A 2,373-nucleotide genomic window follows, 5' to 3' on the forward strand; every position below is an offset into this window, starting at 1 on the left:
GCCCCGGACGATTTCTCGTCCGGGGCCACGCCGTTTCGCTGTCACGTGCTCGACGCCTCCGCCGCCTGGCGCGGCGACGACCGGTCCAGCCGCCGACGTTCGCGCGACGACCGGTCCGGGGCCCCCGGTGTACGCGCGGGGTGCCGTGCGCCGGGTGTCCGGCATGCGGACGGTCAGATGCGGACCTGTACGGCGCGCGACAGCCGGTCGTGCAGGCCCCGGCTGTCGCGGTCCCAGACGATGGCCGGGATGACCAGGAGGAGGAGCACGCTCCGCAGGACGACCCTCACGGTCCCGAGCCGCCCGCCGTCCTCGGCGACGACCCGCAGGCCCATGATCCGCTTGCCCGGGGTGGAACCGACGGTCGTGACCGTCAGCAGACTCATGACGAGGAAGACGCCGAGCGCCCAGTTCCCCGCCGCCTGCTGGTCACCGCGAGCGAGCAGGCCGTATGCGATCACCATGCACACGATCCAGTCGATGAAGAGGGCCCCGAAACGTCGGCCGAGCGGGGCGATCGCCCCCTGGCCCTCCCGGGGCAGACCGAGGCGCTCGCCCCGGTAACCGAAGTCGGCGCCCATCTCCTCGGCCGCCGCGCGCGGCCCCGAGAGCCACGATCCGATTGCTTGCCTGTTGTCCACCCGACCACGGTACTGCGCCCGCGTTTGCACCTGGCCGGGCGGGGCACGGAACACGTCGCCGAGGTGCCACGGGCAACCGGGCTGGTTAACTTGTGCGAAACAAATGGGTCATGCTGGAGAAATCCCTTCTGCCTAAGGTCGGGTCCAGCGTGTGCCACCGCACTGGCCACACAGACGAGCTGCAACCCCGCCCTTTCCCGGGTCGGGAGTAGGAGGAGTTGGATGTTCCAGAACGCCGACGAAGTCCAGAAGTACATCGCCGACAACGACGTCAAGTTCGTCGACGTCCGGTTCTGCGACCTGCCGGGTGTGATGCAGCACTTCACGATCCCCGCGGCGTCCTTCGACCCGTCCGAGGAACTGGCATTCGACGGCTCGTCGATCCGCGGCTTCCAGGCCATCCACGAGTCCGACATGGCGCTCCGCGCGGACCTGTCGACGGCTCGTGTCGACCCGTTCCGCCGCGACAAGACCGTGAACATCAACTTCTTCATCCACGACCCGATCACCGGCGAGCAGTACAGCCGTGACCCGCGCAACGTGGCCAAGAAGGCCGAGGCCTACCTCGCCTCCACCGGTGTCGCCGACACCGCCTACTTCGGCCCCGAGGCCGAGTTCTACGTCTTCGACAACGTCCGCTTCCAGACGTCGGCGAACGAGAGCTTCTACCACATCGACTCCGAGGCCGGCGCCTGGAACACCGGTGCGGTCGAGAACAACCGGGGTTACAAGGTCCGCTACAAGGGCGGCTACTTCCCGACGCCGCCGGTCGACCACTTCGCCGACCTGCGCGCCGAGATCTCCATGGAGCTGGACAAGAACGGCCTCCAGGTCGAGCGCCAGCACCACGAGGTCGGCACCGCCGGCCAGGCCGAGATCAACTACAAGTTCAACACGCTGCTCGCCGCGGCCGACGACCTGATGCTCTTCAAGTACATCGTGAAGAACGTCGCCTGGCGCAACGGCAAGACCGCGACCTTCATGCCGAAGCCGATCTTCGGTGACAACGGCTCGGGCATGCACGTGCACCAGTCGCTGTGGCAGGGCGGTACGCCGCTGTTCTACGACGAGCAGGGCTACGCGGGCCTCTCGGACATGGCGCGCTACTACATCGGCGGCATCCTGAAGCACGCCCCTTCGCTGCTCGCCTTCACCAACCCGACGGTGAACTCCTACCACCGCCTGGTGCCCGGCTTCGAGGCCCCGGTCAACATGGTCTACTCGCAGCGCAACCGCTCCGCCGCGATGCGCATCCCGATCACGGGCTCCAACCCGAAGGCCAAGCGCGTCGAGTTCCGCGCGCCGGACCCGTCCTCGAACCCGTACCTGGCGTTCTCGGCCCTGCTGATGGCCGGCCTCGACGGTGTCAAGAACAAGATCGAGCCGCCGGAGCCGATCGACAAGGACCTCTACGAGCTGGCCCCCGAGGAGCACGCGGGCGTCCAGCAGGTCCCGACTTCGCTGCCCGCGGTCCTCGACGCCCTGGAGGCCGACCACGAGTACCTCCAGGCCGGTGGCGTCTTCACGCCCGACCTGATCGAGACGTGGATCGACTACAAGCGCACGAACGAGATCGCCCCGATCCAGCTGCGCCCGCACCCGCACGAGTTCGAGCTGTACTACGACCTCTAGACGGTCCGGGAGCGTGAGCTCCCAGTTCCAACTGGTCCGCGTCCAGGGCGTCGAACATCGCATCGGCAGTGGGAGGCACGCCCCTGAGTCGGTACAGGGT

The 2,373-nt window shown here is 67.8% G+C and carries 2 protein-coding genes; one reads left to right on the top strand and one right to left on the bottom strand.

Annotated elements, in window-relative coordinates:
• Positions 1-173 precede the first annotated feature (173 nt).
• Positions 174-641: an RDD family protein gene (locus tag ACFU5K_RS31660; RefSeq protein WP_384068134.1), complete on the bottom strand. Its 468-nt coding sequence runs from the start codon at positions 639-641 to the stop codon at positions 174-176.
• 222 nt (positions 642-863) lie between these two features.
• Here ACFU5K_RS31660 and glnA point away from each other — a divergent pair, with 222 nt between their 5' ends.
• Positions 864-2,273, top strand: a complete 1,410-nt coding sequence (gene glnA, locus ACFU5K_RS31665; protein ID WP_384068137.1) for a type I glutamate--ammonia ligase — start codon at positions 864-866, stop codon at positions 2,271-2,273.
• Positions 2,274-2,373: the final 100 nt, after the last annotated feature.

This window comes from Streptomyces sp. NPDC057428, assembly GCF_042803195.1.
Classification (GTDB): domain Bacteria; phylum Actinomycetota; class Actinomycetes; order Streptomycetales; family Streptomycetaceae; genus Streptomyces.

Bases quoted from the DNA above. Each gene is read 5' to 3' on its own strand.
- glnA (WP_384068137.1), top strand. From the start codon at position 864: ATGTTCCAGAACGCCGACGAAGTCCAGAAGTACATCGCCGACAACGAC.